The organism is Mycolicibacterium novocastrense, assembly GCF_001570485.1.
GTDB classification, from domain to species: Bacteria; Actinomycetota; Actinomycetes; order Mycobacteriales; family Mycobacteriaceae; genus Mycobacterium; species Mycobacterium novocastrense.
Genome location: NZ_BCTA01000069.1, coordinates 38983 through 60072 on the forward strand (window position 1 = coordinate 38983; position 21090 = coordinate 60072).

The 21090-nt window shown below is 64.8% G+C and carries 21 protein-coding genes; 9 read left to right on the forward strand and 12 right to left on the reverse strand.

What is annotated here, in order from left to right; all coding sequences use genetic code 11:
- Window positions 1-14 precede the first annotated feature (14 nt).
- Window positions 15-179, forward strand: coding sequence for a hypothetical protein (locus RMCN_RS22405; protein ID WP_090279904.1), 165 nt, complete (start codon window positions 15-17; stop codon window positions 177-179).
- On the forward strand, window positions 180-1637 hold the full coding sequence (locus tag RMCN_RS22410; protein ID WP_064412715.1) for an alpha,alpha-trehalose-phosphate synthase (UDP-forming): 1458 nt from the start codon (window positions 180-182) through the stop codon (window positions 1635-1637).
- On the opposite strand, the gene RMCN_RS22415 is transcribed toward RMCN_RS22410, so the two are convergent.
- The 12 genes from RMCN_RS22415 to RMCN_RS22470 all read right to left on the reverse strand — a co-directional run bounded on the left by RMCN_RS22415 (window position 1624) and on the right by RMCN_RS22470 (window position 13456).
- Complete coding sequence (locus tag RMCN_RS22415; protein WP_067393845.1) at window positions 1624-2106, reverse strand: mammalian cell entry protein; 483 nt, start codon at window positions 2104-2106, stop codon at window positions 1624-1626. The genes RMCN_RS22410 and RMCN_RS22415 overlap by 14 nt on opposite strands.
- Entirely contained in the window at window positions 2106-2798 is a 693-nt protein-coding gene (locus RMCN_RS22420) for an Rv1363c family protein (protein ID WP_082695077.1), read from the reverse strand. The genes RMCN_RS22415 and RMCN_RS22420 overlap by 1 nt, the downstream gene beginning before the upstream one ends.
- Window positions 2798-4543 (reverse strand): MCE family protein, encoded by a 1746-nt coding sequence (locus tag RMCN_RS22425; RefSeq protein ID WP_064399171.1) that lies wholly within the window; start codon window positions 4541-4543, stop codon window positions 2798-2800. Before RMCN_RS22425 ends, RMCN_RS22420 begins: the two co-directional genes overlap by 1 nt.
- Entirely contained in the window at window positions 4543-5739 is a 1197-nt protein-coding gene (locus RMCN_RS22430; RefSeq protein WP_067084280.1) for an MCE family protein, read from the reverse strand. Before RMCN_RS22430 ends, RMCN_RS22425 begins: the two co-directional genes overlap by 1 nt.
- Entirely contained in the window at window positions 5736-7151 is a 1416-nt protein-coding gene (locus RMCN_RS22435; protein ID WP_067393846.1) for a virulence factor Mce family protein, read from the reverse strand. Before RMCN_RS22435 ends, RMCN_RS22430 begins: the two co-directional genes overlap by 4 nt.
- Before the next feature lie 8 nt (window positions 7152-7159).
- On the reverse strand, window positions 7160-8206 hold the full coding sequence (locus tag RMCN_RS22440; RefSeq protein ID WP_067084284.1) for an MCE family protein: 1047 nt from the start codon (window positions 8204-8206) through the stop codon (window positions 7160-7162).
- Complete coding sequence (locus RMCN_RS22445) at window positions 8199-9233, reverse strand: MCE family protein (RefSeq protein ID WP_067084286.1); 1035 nt, start codon at window positions 9231-9233, stop codon at window positions 8199-8201. Before RMCN_RS22445 ends, RMCN_RS22440 begins: the two co-directional genes overlap by 8 nt.
- A complete protein-coding gene (locus RMCN_RS22450; RefSeq protein ID WP_067084288.1) occupies window positions 9233-10423 on the reverse strand; it encodes an MCE family protein in 1191 nt (396 codons plus the stop codon). The genes RMCN_RS22445 and RMCN_RS22450 overlap by 1 nt, the downstream gene beginning before the upstream one ends.
- Before the next feature lie 14 nt (window positions 10424-10437).
- A complete protein-coding gene (locus RMCN_RS22455) occupies window positions 10438-11280 on the reverse strand; it encodes an MlaE family ABC transporter permease (RefSeq protein WP_064399177.1) in 843 nt (280 codons plus the stop codon).
- Window positions 11280-12041 carry an MlaE family ABC transporter permease gene (locus RMCN_RS22460; RefSeq protein WP_064399178.1) on the reverse strand — a complete coding sequence of 254 codons (762 nt, stop codon included), beginning with the start codon at window positions 12039-12041 and terminating at the stop codon, window positions 11280-11282. The genes RMCN_RS22455 and RMCN_RS22460 overlap by 1 nt, the downstream gene beginning before the upstream one ends.
- Window positions 12042-12304: 263 nt before the next feature.
- Entirely contained in the window at window positions 12305-13219 is a 915-nt protein-coding gene (locus RMCN_RS22465; RefSeq protein ID WP_067084290.1) for a 3-oxoacyl-ACP reductase, read from the reverse strand.
- A 45-nt stretch (window positions 13220-13264) separates the two neighbouring features.
- Window positions 13265-13456 (reverse strand): ferredoxin, encoded by a 192-nt coding sequence (locus RMCN_RS22470; protein ID WP_064347982.1) that lies wholly within the window; start codon window positions 13454-13456, stop codon window positions 13265-13267.
- 145 nt (window positions 13457-13601) lie between these two features.
- Between RMCN_RS22470 and RMCN_RS22475 the strand changes: the two genes are divergently transcribed.
- The 7 genes from RMCN_RS22475 to RMCN_RS22500 are packed head-to-tail and all read left to right on the forward strand — an operon-like array spanning window position 13602 to window position 21070.
- Window positions 13602-14783, forward strand: a complete 1182-nt coding sequence (locus RMCN_RS22475) for an acyl-CoA dehydrogenase family protein (protein WP_064412726.1) — start codon at window positions 13602-13604, stop codon at window positions 14781-14783.
- A gap of 8 nt (window positions 14784-14791) precedes the next feature.
- Window positions 14792-15889 (forward strand): acyl-CoA dehydrogenase family protein, encoded by a 1098-nt coding sequence (locus tag RMCN_RS22480; protein WP_067393849.1) that lies wholly within the window; start codon window positions 14792-14794, stop codon window positions 15887-15889.
- Window position 15890: 1 nt separating this feature from the next.
- Window positions 15891-17396: a long-chain-fatty-acid--CoA ligase FadD17 gene (gene fadD17, locus RMCN_RS22485; protein WP_067393851.1), complete on the forward strand. Its 1506-nt coding sequence runs from the start codon at window positions 15891-15893 to the stop codon at window positions 17394-17396.
- Window positions 17397-17438: 42 nt separating this feature from the next.
- Window positions 17439-17564, forward strand: a complete 126-nt coding sequence (locus RMCN_RS31890; protein ID WP_267886979.1) for a hypothetical protein — start codon at window positions 17439-17441, stop codon at window positions 17562-17564.
- Window positions 17565-17601: 37 nt separating this feature from the next.
- Window positions 17602-18375 carry a succinate dehydrogenase cytochrome b subunit gene (locus RMCN_RS22490; RefSeq protein WP_067393854.1) on the forward strand — a complete coding sequence of 258 codons (774 nt, stop codon included), beginning with the start codon at window positions 17602-17604 and terminating at the stop codon, window positions 18373-18375.
- Window positions 18372-20324: a fumarate reductase/succinate dehydrogenase flavoprotein subunit gene (locus tag RMCN_RS22495; RefSeq protein ID WP_067393857.1), complete on the forward strand. Its 1953-nt coding sequence runs from the start codon at window positions 18372-18374 to the stop codon at window positions 20322-20324. The genes RMCN_RS22490 and RMCN_RS22495 overlap by 4 nt, the downstream gene beginning before the upstream one ends.
- On the forward strand, window positions 20321-21070 hold the full coding sequence (locus RMCN_RS22500) for a succinate dehydrogenase/fumarate reductase iron-sulfur subunit (protein WP_067393861.1): 750 nt from the start codon (window positions 20321-20323) through the stop codon (window positions 21068-21070). The genes RMCN_RS22495 and RMCN_RS22500 overlap by 4 nt, the downstream gene beginning before the upstream one ends.
- Window positions 21071-21090 lie beyond the last annotated feature (20 nt).

Sequence of the window (21090 nt, forward strand, 5' to 3'; positions counted from 1 at the left end):
CATACAGTTGTCGTATGCCTGCGAAATCAGATCCCGCCGAGCTCGGCGACGTCGAACCGCTCGCCGACAGCACCGCCCGCCAGGCGCGTCGCGTCGTCGCCGCGTACGCGAAAGACGCCGACGAATGCCGGGTGTTTCTCTCGATGCTCGGCATTGGGCCCTCGAAACTCGAGGCGTAAGTGACTTCAGGGGACGGTCCACGGGCCGGCTCCGGCAACGCCGATTTCGTGGTGGTGGCCAACCGCCTGCCGATCGACATGGAGCGGTTGCCCGACGGCAGCACCACGTGGAAGAGAAGTCCCGGCGGATTGGTCACCGCCCTCGAGCCGCTGCTGCGCCGCCGGCGCGGGGCGTGGATCGGTTGGCCCGGCGTTCCCGACGCCGACGACGGGCCCATCCAGCAGGACGACATGACCCTGTGCCCGGTCAAGCTGTCCGCCGACGACGTGGCGATGTACTACGAAGGCTTCTCGAACGCGACCCTGTGGCCGCTGTACCACGACGTGATCGTCAAGCCGATCTACCACCGCGAGTGGTGGGACACCTACGTGGCGGTGAACCGGCGCTTCGCGGAGACCACCGCCAAACACGCCGCACAGGGCGCCACCGTGTGGGTCCAGGACTACCAGTTGCAGTTGGTTCCCAAGATGCTGCGCATGCTGCGTCCGGACCTCACCATCGGGTTCTTTCTGCACATCCCGTTCCCGCCGGTCGAGTTGTTCATGCAGATGCCGTGGCGCACCGAGATCATCGAAGGACTGCTTGGCGCCGATCTCGTCGGATTCCATCTGCCCGGGGGTGCGCAGAACTTCCTCATCCTGGCCCGAAGGTTGGTCGGCGCCAACACATCTCGAGCGACGATCGGGGTACGGTCCCGGTTCGGTGAGGTCAGTTTCGGTTTCCGCACGGTCAAGGTCGGCGCCTTCCCCATCTCGATCGACTCGACGGCGCTCGACCAGCAGGCACGGTCCCGCTCGATCCGCCAGCGCGCCAAGGAGATTCGCAGCGAGCTGGGCAACCCCCGCAAGATCCTTCTGGGAGTGGACCGTCTGGACTACACGAAGGGCATCGACGTCCGACTCAAGGCGTTCTCCGAACTGCTCGCCGAGGGTCGGGCCAACCGCGAGGACACCGTGCTCGTCCAGCTTGCGACACCCAGTCGGGAGCGGGTCGAGAGCTACATCGAGATGCGCGAAGACATCGAGCGTCAGGTCGGCCACATCAACGGCGAATACGGTGAGGTCGGTCATCCCATCGTGCACTACCTGCACCGCCCGGTGCCACGTGAGGAGTTGATCGCGTTCTTCGTTGCGGCCGACGTCATGCTGGTGACCCCGCTGCGCGACGGCATGAATCTCGTCGCCAAGGAGTACGTGGCCTGCCGCAGTGATCTGGGGGGTGCGTTGGTCCTGAGCGAGTTCACCGGCGCCGCAGCGGAATTGCGCCAGGCCTACCTCGCCAATCCGCATCACCTCGAGGGCGTGAAGGACGCGATCGAGGCCGCGCTGAACCAAGCGCCGGAGGAGGGCAGGCGCCGCATGCGGGCGCTGCGCAGACAGGTGCTCGCACACGACGTCGACCGCTGGGCTCGCGCGTTCTTGGATGCGCTGGCTTCGACGGAGTCTAAATCGGAGTGATGTACTGGATCAGCCACTTGCCGTCGACCTTCTGATAGTCGACCCGTAAGCGGCTGCCGTCGTAGATGGGTTCCTTCGATTTGTCGGTGACGGTTCGGTTCAGATACACCATCACCGAAGCCGATTCACGATGCGCGTCGAGCACGCCGACCCCGACGACATGGGCTTGGCTGACCAACTGGCGTTCGCGCGCCTGCGGAATGATGTCCTTGTCGGCGCGGTCGCGGAACTCCTGGCGGTAATCCGGGGTGAGCATCGGGTAGACCTCGTTGAGCGTGCGCTCGACGGTCTGATAGTCGTAGGTGAATACAGTCGGGATTTGTTCCTGCGCAAGCGGTCCCAGCTCGCTACGCGCTGCTTGCTCACCACGCGTCTCCACCCGCTGCCAGTACAGTCCGCCGCCCAGCGCGGCTAGGCTGACGAACGCAGCAGCCACCAGACCGGCAATGCCGCTCACAATCAAACGCATCAGTTGCCACCGTTGGGGTAGTTGAGGTCATAGGCTGTCATCTGCCCGTCATCGGCCTCCTGCACGATGATGCGAAGTCGGTAGGGTTGCGATGGCCTGTTGTTCCCGTTCATGTCACTGGCAGTGACCCTCGCCGACACCAGCACCGCTGCAGTGTTGCTGATGTCGTCAATGCTTTCCAGCGCGGCACCGTTGATCACAGTCTCCGAACTGCCGCCGGTGTCCCGGAAAATCGCCTTGAGGTTCTCGACATTGTTGTTCTGGCTGAACATGTCGCGTAACGGCCCGCTGGTGCTCTCGTAGAACCGGTCCACGCTCTCGTCGATGGTGTCCTGCTTGAAGCTGAACATGTTCACCACGGTCTGCGTCGCGGTGTCGACGAACCGCTGGTTGCGCGCTTGCGCTTCTTCTGCGTCTTGTCTCTGGACGATCAGTACCGCCACCGCGGCGCCAAGTACACCGGTCGCGACGAACGCGCCGACCAGTGCAACGATTGCGACCAAGCGTCGGTGCGGCGGCCGGCGTGGCGGGGGCGCAGCTTTACGGACCTTGCGAACATGTGTCTCAGCGACGGAATCCGCTGTTGGAACGCGCACGGCGGTGGGCCCAGCCACCGTGCCGTTGGCGGGACCGGCAGGTCGAGAAGCGCGTCGGCGCACGGACTTCCCCGGGGACGTCGGTGCGGACGTCATCACACGTGCTCCGGATACAGCATCAAATCCACCCAATTCTCTTGTGGCCGCATATCAGCGACACCGGGCGCGTAGACCCCGGTGCCGCCGGCCGGGTCCACAAAGACGCCCGTGTTCTGGTCGTAGGTCCCGTAAGCGGCTCCGCTGGCCTGCGGCGGGTTCGGTGGTGCAGGAGGCGGTGCGGGGGCCGGCGGTACCGTACCGTAGGGCCCCGCAAACACGTTCGGCGGGTTAGTCGCCCACCCCGGCGGGACGGCTGGTGGAGGCCACGCATTCGGGTAGGGCGCCGGCGGTATCCAGGCCGTAAGCGGTGGCGGCGGGGGCCCCTGGTTCGGTGGGGGGATATACGGCCAAGGCTGATGCGGCGCCGGTCCCGGGCCGGTCTGTACCCCGGGCGGCACCGAACCCGGCGCGACGGGATATCCCGGATCCGGATCGTTCTCCGGCGGTATGTACGGGAACTTGTTGGGCGGCAGGATATTTCGTCCGTCCTCGGGCGTGTCGTCCTCCATGACATCCATCGGTGTGCCGATCGGTACCGGCGGACCGCGCCATGGGCTGTTCCCGATCGGGACGTAGCCGCGCGGATCGCGGCACAACTCAATTGTCGGCGCGCGCTTGCCGGGGAACTCCTGGCACGGGTAGTTCCGCGCCCCGCGCACCACCATCGGATCATTTTGCGCGACTTTGCAATACAAGTCGGTCGGGAGGTCGCGCAATGTCGTGTCGCCAGGCGTGCGGATCTCCGACGGTGGCAAAAACCCCGTGTTGCAAGGCGGCGGATCGTTGATCGAGATCTTGAAGTCCTGCTTGCCGCCCTCGTCAGCGGGAAGTTGGCCGCCGATCGTCAGCAGGGACGCCTGCAGCGCGGGAAAAATGACGAGCGCCTGTTCGATCGACTTGCGGTAAATGACGCCGACGCGGCCGAAGTTGGCCAAGTTGGCCGCAAGGACCGGGAACGACGGGCGAATGCCCGAGAACGTTTCGCTGGCTTCTGCGGCCGCTCCGGGCGCAGTCGCGAGCAGCGAACGCAGCTGAGTATCGGCTCCGGCGACTTCGTTGGTCAGGCGGGCAAGGCCATCGGCCAGGGACCGGATGTCCTCGCCGCTCCGTATCTGCGCCTCCAAGAACGGTCCAGCCTGGTCGATCAGCGCCGAGGTCTGCGGCCAGGCTGCGTTGGCGTCATCGATCAGCACCCGTGCGGACTGAATCAACCGCGCGAGTTCGGGCCCGGCGCCGTTGAACGCCTCGAAGGTCTCGTGCAAGAGGTCCTGGAGCCGGGTGTTGTCAAGGCTGCTCACCAATCGATCGGCCTCACGCAACAACTCGGCCACATCTTGCGGTATCGCCGTCCGCTCCTCCGGAATGGTCGCACCATTGCGCAGCACCTCCGTCGAAGGATCTGCGGGCGGAACGAAATCCACGTACTGCTCGCCGACCGCAGACACGCTTTTGACGGTGGCCGTGGAGTTCTCCGGGATCTTGATATCGCTGTTGAGCCGCATGTGCGCGGACACACCATCGTCGGTCAGCTGCACGGCTTCGACGCGCCCAGCTTGGACTCCGCGGAAGGTGACGTTGGCGTTCTCGTACAGTCCACCGCCCGCGACGAAATTCGCAGTGACGTCATATGTGCCCAAACCCAGGCGGGCGGGAATACGTACATACAGCAGAGCGATTGCGCCGACCGAGATCACGGTCACGACGGCGAACACCCACAGTTGAATTCGCGCAGTTCGACTCATTACTCCGGCGGCACCTCCTGACCCGACGCGGTGCCCGGCGGGATCTTGAACGGATCTGCGGCCTGGCCTGACAGGTTCGCCATTTCCCCGGTAAGGAATTCCGGTGGATTGACGACTTCCGCGAGGCGCTTCATGTTCGGGTCGAAAAATGACGTCGTGAACATGGTCTCGCCGAGCCGACGGATTGTCAGGTCGAACGTTGAGTAGATGTTGAAGTAGTCACCTCTGGCCACCCGATGCAAGTTCTTGCCCGGGAACGGGAACGTCGCCAAGCTGTCCAAAGCGGTCACAAGGTCCGCACGAGTGTCGTTGATCGGTTTGATCACCGCGTACAAATCGACGATGTCCTCGGCGAAATCCTCTTTGGTTTCGGCCAGAATGCGCGACGCGACGGTGCCGAAGCTCTGCAGGGCCGCGAAAGCATCGACGATGGTCGCACGGTTCTCGTTGAGCACCCGCAACGCTCCTGGGAGGGTGTCCAGCGCGCGGCCCAGACTGTCTTTGCTACGCGCGAGGACTCCGGCGAATCGGTTCAGGCCTTCGGCCGCCGCGATGATGTCATCGGTCTGCCGATTCAACGACGCGGCGAGCTCGGCGAGCCGCGGGATCAGACCGGCGAACTGGCCTTCACGGCCGGCGACCGCGTTGTAGACCTCCTGTGTGATGTCCTGTAACGCACCGAGATTGCCTTTGTTGACCACCACACCCAACGCCGACAGCACTTCCTCTGTAGTCGGATAACGGCTGCCCCGGCTCAGTGGAATCTCAATCCCGTCACGCAACTCGCCAACCGGCGGCTGGCCAACCGGAGGCGCTAGTTCGATGTGCTGCGATCCCAACAGCGATGTCTGCGCGACCTTCACAGTTGAGTTGGCCGGCAACTTGACGTTTTGATCGAGCGAAAGTTCCACCGCCGCGTAGAAAGTGCCATCCGGCCGCTGAACGGCTTCGATACCCGACACGCTGCCGACCGTGACGTTGTCGACCATCACGGGCGAATTCTGTGGCAGCGTGGCGACGTCGGGAACTTCCACAGTGATCGAGAATGCGCCTTTACCGTGACCCGCGGTGCCTGGCATGTTCAGCGAGTTCAAGCCGCCGAACGAGCAACCGGCAAGCAGTACCGCACCCGAACTGATGGCCAGGCTCCGGCGGGCGGCGCGCCCGGCTTTCATTCCCCGTGACTGGCGTGTCATCCCCCACCTCCCGAGACAGCGGCTTCGGCCGGAAGCGGACCGGGCGCGGCCGGTGCCGGCGCCCCCGGAACCGGACCGAGAGGCGGAGGACCAGGCGCCGGACCCTGCGGCGGTACCACCGGACCAAGCGTGTACGGCTGCGCCGGCGGCGGCGGGCCCGGAACTGGGTTCTGGGGCAGGAGCAACGCACTGGGGTCGCCTTCGTTCCCGGCACGAGGCGGAAATCGCCCGTCGGCCGGTATCCACTCCAGATACGGGATGTAGGTCTTGGCCTTGGCCTCGGTAGCAGGGGTGTCATAAATGACCTGCCCCTTGTACGCGGTGATCGTATTGATTCCATGCGCCATGAAAGGCGGGTAGCTGACCGCCAGGCGCTTCAGCACCGGAGCCATCCGCTGGCGACAGATCTCGGCTCGCTTGTCGTAGTCAGGCGTTCCGGCGCCGTCCAAGTTCCCGCAGATGAACTGCACCGGGTTGGCGAATTCCGGCAGCCCCAGGAGGCCGTTCGCGGTGCCCTGCGCCGGGTTGTAGATGTTGTAGAAATTCGCCATCGCATTCGGAAGGACGTGCAGGATCTGCTCGACGTCGTCGGTCTGGTTTGTGAGGATGGTGGTGAAGTCAGCCAGCCTGTTGATGCTGCCAATAAGCACTTCGTTGTTCTCATTGAGGAAGCCGCGGACGTCCGAAAGGGCCTGGTTGAGACTGCCGAGCGTGTCGTCCAGGCCCACGGAGCTGTCAGCCAACACCTGAGAGGCCGAGGCCAAATGGCCACTGAATTGGACGATTTGCTCGTTGCTGTTCGAAAGTGCGTCAACCAGAATCTGCAGATTCTTCACCGTGCCGAACAGGTCCGGGCTCGAGTCACCCAGCCGTCCTGCAGTCTGAGACAGTTCGCGCAAGGCTTGTCGGAACGAGCCGCCATTGCCATCGAAGGTGTCGGCGGCCTGATTGACAAACTCGCTCAACGGACCGTGAGTTTGGCCCGCCGATGGTCCGAGCTGCTGGCTGAGCCTGGTCAGCTCTGTTTTGACGTCATCCCACTCCACCGGCACGGCAGTGCGGTCCAACTCGATGCTGCCGCCATCCTCCATTGCCGGGCCCTGCTTGTAGATAGGGGTGAGTTGAATGAAGCGGGCTGCCACGAGGTTTGGCGCCATGATCACCGCGCGCGCGTCGGCGGGCAGTTGGATGCCGTCCTTCACCCGCATGGTGATCTTCACGGCATCGGCCTGCGGCGTGATCGATTCGATCGAGCCGATCGGAACACCGACGATGCGGACCTCGTCGCCCGGATACACGCCTGCAGCCGAGGCGAAGTAGCCGTCCACCGTGTAGGTGCTGACTCGTGGCAAAAGCACGTACACGCCACCGATCAGCGCCACCAGCAGTGCGCTGATGACGGCGAAACGCATCCAACGGGTCACGGTGACTTCGGCCTTATGATCAGGCGCTCGTTGATGAACCCCTTCAGCATGTCGGACAGGCTGTCGGGAATCTTGCCCGGCTGAAAGTAAAGATCCAGCAGCAGGGCCGTCTGCGTATTGTTCGGTACCGCATTGGGCAGATTGACCATGAATCCGGAAGCCGACCCGACCGACTCGCCGAGCGCGGTGGCGTACGGCGGCAACCGCTTGATCGCTTCACTGATGTGCTCACGGCGTTCAAGTAGGTTGTCCAGAACCAAATTCAGCTTCTTCAGCGCCGGACCGAACTCGCGGCGGTTATCGGCCACAAACCCCGAAATCTGCTCGGACACGTCGTCGATGCCGGCGATCAAATTACTCAGCGCCGCCCGCCGCTCATCGAGCGCGGCGAAGAGCTGATTGCCATCGGTGACGAGTTGATTGACTTGACCGGCCCGGTCGGCAAGCACCGCGGTCACCGACTTCGCGCGTGCCAACAGCTGGCCCAGCGCTTCATCGTTGGCGTTGATGCTGCGCGACAACTCCGCCACCCCGTCGAGCGTGCGGCGAAGCTCAGGTGTCGCGTCGCGAAATGAGTCGGTCAGGACCCGCAGCGCCTGGGTCAACTGGTTCTTGTCGAGGGAAGCGGAGTTCTGGCCGAGATCCTGCAATGCCATATTCAATGTGTACGGAACCGTCGTGCGGGCCAGCGGAATCGACGTCACCGATCCGCTGCCTTGCGGAGTGACCCCGAGCGATCGCTCCCCCAGAACAGTGTCGGTCCGGATCGACACCATAGTCTGATCCCCCAGCCTGACGTCTCGATCCACGGTGAACGTCACTTTCGCGACGTCGCCGGCCAGGCCGACGCCGGTCACCTTGCCCACCGTGATGCCGGAGACGTTGACGTCGTTACCCGGCGAGATTCCACCGGCGTCAGCGAAGAACGCCTCGTAGGACTTGCCTTGCGGATAGAACGGCAAGTTGCTGTAGCCGAACGCGACGAGCAAGACACACACCACGACCGCGATTCCGAAGATTCCCGCCCGTAACGTCTTATCCATTGTCTGAACACCTGCCCTTCGATGGATCCGGCACGCCGCCGATCGGCAGGAAGATGTCGCTGCCCGCAGGACCGTTGAATTTAAGCCTCACCGTGCAGATGTAGTAGTTGAAGTACGAGCCGTACGCGCCAAGGGAATTGAGTCGCAGGTAGTTTTCTGCCAGCGGTTCGATGACCGAATTCACCTCGGCCTTACGGTCGTCGAGCTCGGTCGCCAGCGGGCGAAGGTTCTCGAGTACGCCCTGTAGCGGCCGTCTCGACTTGACCAACATGTCGGTGAGGTCCGTTTCCGCTGACGCCAGCGGCGGAATCGCTCCGGCGATCGGGTCTCGACCCTCCGCCAGTCCGCTGACGAGTTTCTGGAGTTCGTCCACGCTGGCATCGAACTCCACGCTCTTCTCGTCAACGGTGCCGAGCACCTCGTTGAGATTGCGGATGACCTCAGAGATCACCTGGTAGCGATCACCCAAGGTCTTGCTGAAGGATCCTGTCTCCGAGAGCAATTGAGACAACGCACCGCCCTGGCCCTGAAGCAACTCGAGAATCGCATTGCTGATCTGATTGACCTGCTCGCCATTGAGGCCCTTGACTACCGGGCGCAGGCCACCGAGCAGGGCGTCGAGATCCAACGCCGGCTGGGTCTGGTTGATGGAGACCATACCGCCCGGTGGTAACTTTCGCAGTTCGCCCGGGCCCGAGGTGATCTCCATGAAGCGGTCGCCGACCAGGTTCTCGTAGCGGATCACGGCCCGCGTCGACGTATACATCTGGTACTTCTTGTCGAGGGTGAACGCCACATCGACGGTGTTGTCGGGATTCAGCTTCACACCTTCGACCGTGCCCACCGGCACCCCCGAGATCCGCACGTCGCTGCCGCTCTCGAGTCGCGAGGCGTCGCTGAACGTGGCGTGGTAGCTGTTGGTCGAAGCGAACCGGAACTCTCCGAAGATCACGACCAAACCTGCGGCAACCATCAGCATGACCACGACGAAGATGCTGACCTTGGCCAGGGTTCCGCGGTGGCCCATCAGAAGTCGTCCCGTTCTGCGAACGCGCCATTGAAGAGGAACTGGAAAGTGGACGGAGCGTCGACCTGCACTTCGGTGAACGGCTCGTACGGGATGTAGGCGTTGTCGGTAACCAAGAACGGCGACCTGAACCACGAGCCGCCAAACATCTTGCTGGGGATGTTCGGGAGGCCGCGGCAGTTCGGACCACCCGTTGCATTCACAATCGGCAGGCTCTCCGGATACGTATACGACGGCACGCCCAGTACGAAGCTGGAACTGACCATTGCGCCGGGTTTGAGGCCACCGACGACGGCCTGTCCCCGCTCGTTGCCGATCGCAACTCCTTGTATTATGCAGCCGAATTCCGGCGAATAGTCTCCCAACACCTTCAATGGCGCTCGTAGCCGCTGGATCGCAGCGATGTAATCGTCTGCCCCCGGCTCCAAAGTATCGGCGCCCTGGTTCGCCAGGCCGATCGTCGCAAGCAACGTCGCGTTCAGGTTCTCCTGCTGATCGACGACCGTCGCGCTGATGGTCGGCACGTTGTCGATCACAGTCACCAGGTCGGGGCCGGCATCGCCATAGATGTTGGCCACCGTGGCCGTCTGCCCGATAACCGACTCCACTTGCGGCAGCTTCGGATTCAGTTCGGTGAGGTACTGATTCAAACCCGCTATGGTAGAGCCGAAATCGTCACCGTGACCACGCAGGCCTTCCGCGATCGCCGACATAGACGCGTTCAGGTGTATGGGGTTGATCTTGTTCAGGACATCTATCAGGGTCTGGAACAGCGTGTTGGCTTCCAGCTGCACTGCTTCGGCCTGAACCACGGCGCCGGCGCGCAGCGGCGTTCCCGACGGCTGATCGGGGGCAAGGAATTCCACCGACTTCGCGCCGAATACCGTGGTACTGGCGATACGCACTGGCGCATTCGAGGGGACAAAGCGCAGCTCGCGCGTGTTGATCGCGAGCGTCAACTTCGCTTGATCGCCGGTGTACGAGATGTCTTCGACCTTGCCGATTTGAACACCCCGGTACTTGACCTTGGCGTCGGGATCCATCACCAAACCGGCCCGCGGAGAGGTGACCACCACAGACTCGGTCGGTGTGAACGCCGCGGTGTAAAAGAGATAGGTGAACACCGAGAAGGCCACGAGGATCGCCGCCAGCACTGCGGCGGCGATCCTGATCGCGGACTTTCTCGACATGGTTTCTCTCTCCTCTAACCCGACAGGTTGAAGTTGCCGGTGGCACCGTACACGGCCAAGGAGATGAACAAGGTGATGATGACGACGACGATCAGCGAAGTCCGAACCGCCTTACCCACCGCGACGCCAACGCCGACAGGTCCGCCCGAAGCGTTGTAGCCGTAGTAGGTGTGGACGAGCATCACGGCGACCGCCATCACGATCGCCTGAGCGAAAGACCACAACAGATCGTTCGGTATCAGGAACGTATTGAAGTAGTGGTCGTAGAGACCGCCCGACTGTCCGTTGACGTAGACGGTGATGGTGCGAGCCGAGAAGAACGCGGCCAGCACGGCCAACGAATACAGCGGGATTATCGCAATCAGGCCGGCGACGATGCGGGTGGACACCAGGTAGGACACCGAGTGCACGGCCATTGATTCGACCGCATCGATCTCTTCGGAGATGCGCATTGCGCCCAGTTGCGCGGTGGTACCTGCGCCTATGGTGGCCGCGAGCGCGATACCGGCGATGATCGGCGCAACGATGCGCACGTTGAGATAGGCGGACAGGAACCCGGTGAGCGCCTCGATGCCAATGTTGCCCAGTGACTCGTAGCCCTGCACGGCGATGACGCCGCCGGACGCCAGCGTGAGGAAGGCAGCGACACCGACCGTGCCACCGATCAGGATCAGCGCACCGGTGCCCAGGGTCATCTCGGCTATCAACCGGGTCGTTTCCTTGCCGTAGCGACGCACCGCGTTCGGCATGTACCGCACCGACTCGGCGTAGAACAACGCCTGCTCGCCAAAGGTATCCACGGCCTTGGGCACCCGTTCGAGCGCCCGCCGCATTCTCAGCGACACGTCATAGCTCATCAGCCCAGCACCCGAACGCCGATTGCGGTCATAAGTACGTTGATCACGAACAGACAGATGAAGGCATAGATGACGGTCTCGTTGACGGCCTCTCCGACCCCCTTGGGTCCACCCTTGACGGTGAGTCCGCGATAGCAACCGACGAGTCCCGCCATTACGCCGAACAGCAGGGCCTTGACTTCGGAGATCACCAACTCGCCGAGCCCGGTGAGGATGGTCAGGCCGTTGATGAAGGCCCCGGGGTTCACACCCTGCAGTAGTACGGAGAACACATAGCCGCCGACCAGGCCGATCGCGATCACCAGACCGTTGAGCAGCAGCGCCACCGTGGTCGACGCCAGCACGCGCGGCACCACCAGCCGTTGAATGGGATCGATGCCGAGCACCCGCATCGCGTCGATCTCTTCACGGATGGTGCGGGCGCCCAGGTCCGCGCAGATTGCCGTCGCACCGGCGCCGGCGATGACGAGCACGGTCGAGATTGGGCCGAGCTGCGTCACCGTGCCGAACGCGGTGCCGGACCCGGACAGGTCCGCGGCACCGATCTCTCGCAACAGGATGTTGAGGGTGAACGCGACCAGCACTGTGAATGGAATCGAAATCAGCAGGGTCGGAACGAGCGAAACCTTCGCGATCATCCATGTTTGCTCGAGGAACTCACGGAATTGAAAGGGGCGTCGAAAGATCTTGAGGAACGTTTCCAAGGACATCTCGAAGAAGCCGCCCACGGCCCGCGTCGGGACCGTGAGCTGTTTGATCAACCTTTGCTCCGTTCTCGGGGGAAGGGATGTTCGGCGCGTCGTCTTCGTGGCGAAGAGGTGAAATACGTTGTCACGGCGGACTTCCCACCCCTTGGCTCAGCGTTGCTCTCAGTGAGCCGGATCATACTAACTAGAACACGTTCGGAGTGTCAAAGCTCCGAAAATGGAGTCACAAATGTGATTTTTGTGCTGGTCAGGGCAAGTGTGACGCAGCTCATTCTAGAACGTGTTCTAGTCGAGCTCGGCCGTAACGAACGAGACCGTCAGTCTTGCTGATTCATCAGCGCGGTGGCCGAGAAACACTTCTGCGGATCGCGTCCAGCAAAGTACTCCTGGAGGGTCGCGGACAGCTTCGAGGGGTCCCAGGCATCGGCTTCGGCGCTGAATTGCGCCTCGACCGTCGGCGCTGCCACCAGTGTCACGGTAGGACCGTAGACGATGAAGAGCTGACCGTTGACCGCTTCGGCCGCCGGGGAGGCCAGGAAGCGCACCAGGTTCACGACGTGGTCGGGTGACAACGGGTCGATCTGGCCTTCGCTCAATTCCGGTGCTTCGCCGAACACGTCCGCGGTCATCGCGGTGCGGGCACGGGGCGCGATGGCGTTGGCCCGCACACCGTAGCGTTCCAGGGCCCGGGCCATCGACAGCGTCAACGCGGTGATGCCGGCCTTGGCGGCGCCGTAGTTGGCCTGCCCGACCGGCCCCACCAGCCCGGCTTCCGACGAGGTGTTGATGACGCGGCCGTAGACCTGGCCGTTGTTGTCCTTCGCTTTCGCGCGCCAGTACGTGGCGGCGTTGCGGGTCAGCAGGAAGTGCCCGCGAAGGTGCACGGCGATCACCGCATCCCAGTCCTCGTCGGACATGTTGAACAGCATGCGGTCGCGGGTGATGCCGGCGTTGTTGACGACGATGCCGAGGCCTCCGAGTCCGTCGGCCGTTTCGACCAGTTCGTCGGCGGTCGAGCGCTCGCTGATGTCGCCCGCCACCGCGACGCCCTTGGCGCCCGCTGCGGAGATCTCGTCGAGCACGTCGGACTTGTCGAGCGCGGCGGCGATGTCGTTCACGACGATGGTCGCCCCGGCCCGGGCCAGGCCGATGGCCTCCGCGCGTCCCAGCCCTGCCGCCGCGCCGGTTACCACCGCCACGCGCCCGGACAGGTCGTTGGGGTCTGTACTCATGCCACTCCTCGGATGCCCACGGGCGTCGTCAATTTATGAATACCTCTAGTCTCGCCGAAGCAGCGCCGCTCGCGGGCACTCCGCGATGGACTGCTCGGCCAGATCCTCCTGGTCGGCGGGCACCGGATCGAGCTTGACCACCGCGTAATCATCGTCGTCGAGATCGAACAGGTCGGGCGCGATTCCCACGCACACGGCGTTGCCCTCGCACCGGTCCCGGTCCACTTCCACCCTCATCACAACCTCCTCGCGGTCAAAGCTGCTCCGAGCCCAGTGTGGCACCGGCCTGGACCCCAAGACTAGAACGTGTTACAACCGGGAGGGAATCGGGGCTGGCTCCCGGTATGCCACTTCGTGCCTCTAGAGAAGTTAGGACAAGGCGATGCGGATCGGCTACACCCCAGAGCAGGAAGAGCTGCGCCGCGAGCTGCGCTCCTACTTCACCAAGCTGATGACCCCCGAGCGCGCCGAGGCGCTGGCCTCCAACGACGGCGAGATGGGACGCGGCAACGTCTACCGCGAGACCGTCGCGCAGATGGGCAAGGACGGCTGGCTCACCCTGTCGTGGCCCAAGGAGTTCGGCGGCCAGGAGCGCCCTCCCATCGACGGGTTGATCTTCAACGACGAGGCCGCGATAGCGAACGTGCCGGTGCCGTTCCTGACGATCAACAGCGTTGCGCCGACGATCATGCACTTCGGCAGCGACGAGCAGAAGAAGTTCTTCCTGCCCAAGATCGCCGCCGGCGAACTGCACTTCTCGATCGGATACTCCGAGCCCGGCGCCGGCACCGATCTGGCGTCGCTGCGCACCACCGCAGTTCGCGACGGCGACGACTATGTGATCAACGGCCAGAAGATGTGGACCAGCCTGATCGCCTACGCCGACTACGTGTGGCTGGCCGCGCGCACCAATCCCGAGGCCAAAAAGCACCGCGGGATCTCGATGCTGATCGTCCCCACCACGGCCGAGGGGTTCTCCTGGACGCCCGTGCACACCATGGCGGGCGTCGACACCAGCGCCACCTACTACCAGGACGTGCGGGTGCCCGTGACCAACCTGGTCGGTGAGGAGAACGCCGGCTGGAAGCTGGTGACCAACCAGCTCAACCACGAGCGCGTCGCACTCGTGTCGGCTCAGCCGATCTTCGTGGCGCTGGGCGGAGTTCGTGAGTGGGCCCAGAACACCAAGGACGTGCACGGCAACCGGTTGATCGACTCGGAGTGGGTGCAGCTCAACCTGGCCCGGGTGCACGCCAAGGCCGAGGTGCTCAAGCTGATCAACTGGGAACTGGCGTCCGCCGACGACGCCGCCCCCTCACCCGCGGACGCGTCCGCGGCCAAGGTGTACGGCACCGAACTGGCCACCGAGGCCTACCGCCTGCTAATGGAGGTGCTGGGCACCGCGGCCACCCTGCGCCCCGGCACGCCGGGGGCCCTGTTGCGCGGGCGGATCGAACGGATGCACCGCAGCTGCCTGATCCTGACTTTCGGCGGCGGCACCAACGAGATTCAGCGCGACATCATCGGCATGGTCGCGCTCGGCCTGCCCCGAGTGAACCGATAGGACCCGCCATGGATTTCAAGACAACCGAAGCGTCGGAGGATCTCGGCGGATTGGTCCGCACGATCGTCGACTCCGTCGTGACGCCGGAGCGCCAGCGTGAACTCGACGGGCAGGACCAGAGGTTCGACAAAACGCTGTGGGGCAAGCTGATCGAGGCCGACGTGCTGTCGGCCGCCGCTCCCGAGTCGGTGGGCGGCGGCGGATTCGGCGTGCTCGAACAGGTGGCCATCCTGGTCGCACTCGGCAGGCAGTTGGCCGCGGTGCCCTACCTCGAGTCGGTCGTGCTGGGCGCCGGCGCGCTGGCCAAGTTCGGCCCGGACGCGCTGCAGCAGGAGTGGGCGGTGCCCGCGATCAAGGGCGACAAGGTGCTCACCGTCGCGCTCGACGGCGAGATGGGTCAGGGTCCGGTGCAGGCTCAGTCGAGCGACGGTGGCTACCGGCTCACCGGGTCGCGCACGCAGGTTCCGTACGGTCCCGTGGCCGATGCATTCCTGATCCCGGCCGAAACGGATTCGGGCGTCAAGGTTTTCCTGGTCACGGCGACGGACCCCGGCGTGACGGTCGAGTCGTTGAGCACCACCGGTCACGGCAGCATCGGACACCTCGAACTGCAGGGCACCCAGGTCGATGCCGGCCGGGTCATCGGCGACGCTGATGTCGCCGCGTGGCTGACCACCCAGACGATGTTGGGGCGCAGTGCTTTTCAGCTCGGGGTGCTCGAGCGCGCACTCGAGCTCACCGCGGCGTATGCCCGCGAACGCGAGCAGTTCGACCGGCCGATCGGCAGCTTCCAGGCGGTGTCGTCACGACTGGCCGACGGCTACATCGACGTCAAGGCGCTCCGGTTGACCCTGACCCAGGCCGCGTGGCGGCTCTCCGAGGATCTTCCGGCCGATCTCGATGTGGGCACCGCCGCGTTCTGGGCCGCCGACGCCGGTCACCGCGTCGCCCACACCACCGTGCACGTGCACGGCGGGGTCGGTATCGACATCGACCACCCCGTGCACCGGTATTTCCTGGCGGCCAAGCAGACCGAGTTCGCGGTCGGCGGCGCGACGGGGCAACTGCTGCGCATCGGCCGGGAGCTGGCCGATACGCCCGCGTGAGGTGAACAGGCTGCCCACGGTCGCCGAACTGTTGGCGCCGCTGATCGACGTCGACGATCGCGGAGTGCTCTTCGAGGACACGGTCACCACCTGGCGCGACCACCTGCGGTACGCCGCGGCCGTCGCCGCCGCGTTGCGGGCACGCCTCGATCCCGACCGGCCCCCTCACGTCGGGGTGCTACTGCAGAACACGCCGTTCTTCTCGGCGGTTTTGGCTGCGGCGGGGCTGACCGGCATCGTGCCGGTCGGCCTCAACCCCGTCCGGCGCGGAGCGGCGCTGCAGCGTGACATCACCCATGCCGATTGCCAACTGGTGCTTGCTGATTCGGGATCACGAGACGTGATCGACGGTATCGACCACATCGATGTCGACTCACCCGAATGGGCGGACGAGGTGGCGGCCTTCGCCGACGAGCCCGTAACAGTGCGCGATGCCGATCCCGCGGACCTGTTCATGCTGATCTACACGTCGGGCACCAGCGGTGACCCGAAGGCCGTCAAGTGCAGCCACGGCAAGGTTGCGGTGGCGGGTGTGACGATGACGCAGCGCTTCGACCTGGGACCCGACGACGTCTGCTACGTGTCGATGCCCCTGTTCCACTCGAACGCGGTGCTGGTCGGCTGGGCGGTGGCGCTGGCCTCGCAGAGCTCGTTGGCGTTGCGTCGCAAGTTCTCCGCGTCGCAGTTCCTGCCCGACGTCCGCCGCTTCGGCGCGACGTATGCCAACTACGTCGGCAAACCGCTGTCGTATGTTCTTGCCACACCCGAACATCCCGACGACGCGGACAATCCGCTGCGGGCGGTGTATGGCAACGAGGGTGCGCCTGCCGACGTCGAGCGGTTCGCGAAGCGTTTCGGCACGGTGGTGATGGACGGGTTCGGTTCGACCGAGGGCGGTATCGCGATCGCCCGCACACCAGACACCCCGCCCGGCTCGCTGGGCCCGCTGCCGCCGGGGACCGAGATCCTCGACGTCGACACCGGCCAACCGTGCCCGCCCGGTGTGACCGGCGAGCTGGTGAACACCTCGGACGCAGGGCGTTTCGAGGGTTACTACAACGACCCGGAGGCCGACGCCGAGCGAATGCGCGGCGGCGTGTACCACAGTGGCGACCTCGCTTACCGGGACGAGAACGGCTTCGCGTACTTCGCGGGCAGGCTCGGCGACTGGATGCGCGTGGACGGCGAGAACCTCGGTGCGGCACCGATCGAGCGGGTTCTGCTGCGCCACCCCGACGTCGTGGAGGTAGCGGTCTACGGGATACCCGCGCCCGATGTGGGCGACCAGGTGATGGCCGCGCTTACCCTCACCGAAGGCGCGATCTTCGATGCCGATGCGTTCCGCGAATTCCTGTCCGCGCAGCCCGATCTCGGGCCGAAGCAGTGGCCGTCGTACGTGCGGATCAGCACGGCGTTGCCGCGCACCGAGACGTTCAAGGTGATCAAGCGGCAGCTGGCGGCCGAGGGCACAAAATGCGCCGATCCGGTGTACCCGTTCCAGTACTAGTGGCGCCGATCGGCGATGGCTACGCGCCGGCGTTACCGTAGCGTGATAGACCGGTCCGCATACCGCAGCGCGGACCTGGGCGCAGAGATTGCACTGAGGAACGGGATGGTGAGCACCGACGACGAGGCAGACGGCCCGTACCACATCGCCGGGGTGCTGGCATCCTGACGATGTACGACGACGACAACGACGTGGCGTGCGTGCGATGAGAGATACGGCTGAGGCGGTCGACGCCGCTGATGGCGGCCATGAAGTACCACGCGGTCCCACTGTTGCCCGTCCGCACTGGGACTGGCGGGTTCAGCCGTCCTCGGTGACGCTCAAGCTCGTCATGGCCGTCACCGGAATCGTGTTCGCGGCGTACGTCTTCGTCCATATGATCGGGAATCTCAAGGTCTACACGGGCGCCGAGCACTTCGATGCCTACGCACACTGGCTGCGCACTCTGCTCGAACCCCTGTTGCCGTATGAGGGTGCATTGTGGATCTTTCGTGTCGTGCTGTCGGCTTGTCTGATCGGCCATGTCGGGGCCGCGGTCCTGCTCACGCGCCGTGCCCATCGGGCCCGGGGCCGGTTCCGGCGCACCGGGCTCGGTCTGCGGTCATTCACCGCGCGCACGATGCTGGTGACCGGGCTGGCGCTGCTGGGGTTCGTCGTATTCCACATCATGGACCTGACTACCGGCACGCGGCCGTTCGCGAGTTCGTCGTTCACCGGCACCACCGTGACCACCAGCCACGCCTACGACAACCTCATCGCCAGCTTCGAGCGGCCCGGTGTCGCGGCGTTCTACCTGTTGGCCATGGCGGCGCTCGGCGCCCATATGGCGCACGGATTGTGGACGCTGGTCAACGATCTCGGGGTAACCGGACAACGCGCACGCCAAGTGGGTGTGGCGATAGGAGGTTCGCTCGCACTGACGGTGATGGTCGGCAACATGACCATCCCGATCGCGGTGTGGACCGGGCTGCTGTCATGACACCGGACTTCCTGGCATCCCTACGAGCGGTGGGCGATCCGATCGTGGGCGGCGTCCCCGCCGGTGATCCGGCCGAAGCCTGGCAACGCCGCACGTTGGACTACCGGCTGGTGAGTCCGCTGAATCGGCGCAAATTCACCGTTATCGTCGTCGGCACGGGATTGGCGGGCGCCGGCTGTGCGGCCGCGCTGGGTGAGTTGGGTTATCACGTCGAGTGTTTCACGTTCCACGATGCGCCACGGCGGGCGCACAGTGTCGCCGCCCAGGGCGGCATCAACGCTGCCCGGGCACGTAAGGTCGACAACGACAGCATCGACCGGTTCGTCAAGGACACCGTCAAGGGCGCAGACTTCCGCTGCCGGGAGGCCGACTGCTACCGACTCGCACACGAGTCCGCACGCGTCATCGACCATATGAACGCGATCGGGGCGCCCTTCGCCCGCGAGTACGGCGGCAGCCTGGCCACCCGGTCGTTCGGCGGGGTGCAGGTCTCGCGCACGTACTACACCCGCGGCCAGACCGGCCAGCAATTGCAGATCGCGTCCAGCCAGGCGTTGTTTCGCCAGGTGCACGCCGGCACGGTGAACCTGCACATCCGTACCGAAATGCTCGACGTGATCGTCGCCGACGGCCGCGCGTGCGGCATCGTCACCCGCGACCTGGTGACCGGTGAAGTGCGGGCCACCACCGGCCACGCGGTGGTGCTCGCGACGGGCGGCTACGGCAACGTGTTCTTCCGGTCCACGCTGGCACACAACTCCAACGCCACGGCGACCTGGCGCGCGCACATGCGGGGTGCGTTGTTCGCATCGCCGGCGTTCATCCAATTCCACCCGACCGCGTTACCGGTGAACTCGGAGTGGCAGTCCAAGACAATCCTGATGAGCGAATCGCTGAGAAACGACGGCCGAATCTGGGTGCCGAAGCGGGCCGGCGACGACCGGCACCCCAATGACATCCCCGAGAACGAGCGCGACTACTACCTCGAGCGCATGTACCCGTCGTACGGGAACCTGTCTCCGCGTGACGTCTCGTCGCGCGCTGCCCGCACCCAGATCGAGTCCGGGCGCGGGGTGGGGCCGCTGAAAAACAGCGTCTACCTTGACTTTCGGGACGCGCTGAGCCGACTGGGCCCCAAAAAGATCGCCGAGCGCTACGGCAATCTGTTCTCGATGTACCACGACGTAACCGGCGAGGACCCGTACCGGGTACCAATGCGGATCGCGCCCGGTGCCCATTTCTCGATGGGCGGGCTGTGGAGTGATTTTGACCAGATGACCTCCATCCCAGGGCTTTTCGTCGCCGGCGAGGCGGGATGGGGCTACCACGGCGCCAACCGGCTCGGCGCCAACTCGCTGCTGTCGGCGTGCGTCGACGGCTGGTTCACGCTGCCGTATTCGATACCGAACTATCTCGCCGGCATGCTGGGCACCGCGCCGCTGGCCCCCGACCATCCCGCGGTGGTGAGCACGCTGACCGACGTGACGCGGCGGGTCGAGGAGCTGCTGTCGATCGGCGGCAGCCAGGGGCCCGACCGTTTCCACCGCCGGCTCGGTGACCTGCTCTACACCGGGTGCGGCGTCTCCCGATCTGCGCAGGGGCTGGCCGACACCATCGCCGCCATCGACGAGCTGACCGCGGCGTTCTGGTCCGACCTGCGGGTGGCGGGCACCGGCGCGCAGTTAAACCAGGAACTCGAAAAGGCCGGCCGGGTGGCCGATTTCCTCGGTCTGGCCCGGCTGATGTGCATCGACGCGCTGGATCGGGACGAGTCCTGTGGCGCGCACTTTCGCGTCGAGCACCAGACAGTAGACGGCGAAGCGCAACGCGACGACGCCAACTGGTGCTTCGTCTCGGCTTGGGAGTACCGCGCCGACGGGCCGCAAATTCGCCACCACGAAGCGCTGACGTTCACTGCCGTTCCGCTACAACCCAGGGACTATGTATGAGGCTGACGTTGCAGATCTGGCGGCAGGCCGACTCCGCGGCGCCAGGACGATACGAGGACTACACCGTCGACGACGCCACGCCGGAGATGTCGCTGCTGGAATTGCTGGATCGCCTCAACGACGCGCTGGTCGCCGAGGGCCGAGAGCCGGTCGCCTTCGACTCGGACTGCCGCGAAGGGGTGTGCGGGTCATGCGGAATCACCGTCGACGGCCGCCCGCACGGCCCTCTGCCGAACACGCCTTCGTGTCGCCAGCACGTGCGTTCGTTCGCCGACGGCGCGCGGATTCGGTTCGAACCGTTCCGGTCGGCGGCCTTTCCGGTGGTGCGCGACTTGGTGGTGGATCGTTCGGCACTGGACCGGATGATCGCTGCCGGGGGATCCGTCGCCGTCGACGCCGGCACCGCGGGCGACGCCGACGCCGAACCACTGCCACACGATGAGGCCGAGTACGCGCTGGATTTCGCGGCGTGTATCGGATGCGGCGCCTGTGTGGCGGCCTGCCCGAACGGGTCCGCGCACCTGTACGCCGGGGCCAAGCTGCTGCACTTGGCCACCGTCACCCGCGGTCGTCAGGAGCGTAGCCGCCGCGCGCGCGATGTGGTGGCGCAGATGGAGCAGGACTTCGGACCGTGCTCCAGCTATGGCGAATGCTCCATGGTGTGTCCCGAGAGCATCCCGCTGACAGCGGTGGCGGCCGTCAACCGCGAGGTAGTGCGGGCGCGCCTGCGTGGCGTCAAGCGCTGAGTCGAGGAGTCCCAGCTGGC